At 43.6% G+C, this 747-nt stretch carries 2 protein-coding genes; one reads left to right on the top strand and one right to left on the bottom strand.

Going from position 1 to position 747, the window contains the following annotated elements:
• Positions 1–250: hypothetical protein (locus tag H8706_RS12190; RefSeq protein ID WP_262432851.1), on the top strand; the 250-nt coding region annotated here is incomplete at its 5' end.
• A gap of 31 nt (positions 251–281) precedes the next feature.
• On the opposite strand, the gene H8706_RS12185 is transcribed toward H8706_RS12190, so the two are convergent.
• Positions 282–692, bottom strand: a complete 411-nt coding sequence (locus H8706_RS12185) for a SpoVG family protein (protein WP_262432850.1) — start codon at positions 690–692, stop codon at positions 282–284.
• Positions 693–747 lie beyond the last annotated feature (55 nt).

The raw sequence follows: 747 nt of genomic DNA, 5'->3' as shown, positions 1-747 counted from the left end.
TTTTCAAAAACCGCAGTATCTTAATGCCAAGCGGTTTCGTGATGAATACGGCAAGCTGACCGAAAAGGTGGCGGAAATTGCAAGAAAAACTTTGCCGGAGGCACTGAATTACTATACTGACGGCGACAGGTACGAAAAAGGCGGGAAAATATATACCTTTAAGGTAACAGATGAAAATATGCTGTTCGCATCACGGCTTGCTCGGTATTCCTCAACATCGCCGTCATGCTCCGCTGTCCTGTATGAATAACGGTAAAATTCCACCGCCATAGCTGTTCACCTCACATATTCATTACCGGGGCTGCCTCGGTCTGTTCATTCTGATCCGCCTGCAATTCGGTATTGCTTTCGGCAGTTTTTTGTCCGTCTGAACGCTTTTGAGACTTTTTATTCCCTGCCTTTTTTGTTTCTTTCCCCTCTTCATGGTTCTGCTCCTCCTGCTGTGTTAATTTCTGTTCGTATGCTTCAAGCACCGCACTGTGGAGATTTTCTCTTCCCTCTTTTGTAATCGGGAAACAAATATCCTCATATTTGGCTCCTGCCTTACGGGAAGGCATTGACACAAACGGACCGTCATTGCCCTCAAAAATCCTCACACCTTTTACAACAAACTCGTCATTGATGGAAACCGAGGCAACTCCCTTTAAGCTTCCGGGTTTGTTTATAAGGTTCACGATTTCTTTGTATTTCATTAATTCTACCCCTTTCTTTTATATAACTCATCATCCACTTCTTTTAACCTTTCAC

Source organism: Qingrenia yutianensis (genome assembly GCF_014385105.1).
In the GTDB taxonomy this organism is placed as follows: domain Bacteria; phylum Bacillota; class Clostridia; order UMGS1810; family UMGS1810; genus Qingrenia; species Qingrenia yutianensis.
The sequence above is the reverse complement of the archived record's forward strand: the minus strand, read 5'-3'. Positions and strand labels throughout refer to the sequence as shown.

Bases quoted from the DNA above. Each gene is read 5' to 3' on its own strand.
- H8706_RS12185 (WP_262432850.1), bottom strand. From the start codon at position 692: ATGAAATACAAAGAAATCGTGAACCTTATAAACAAACCCGGAAGCTTA.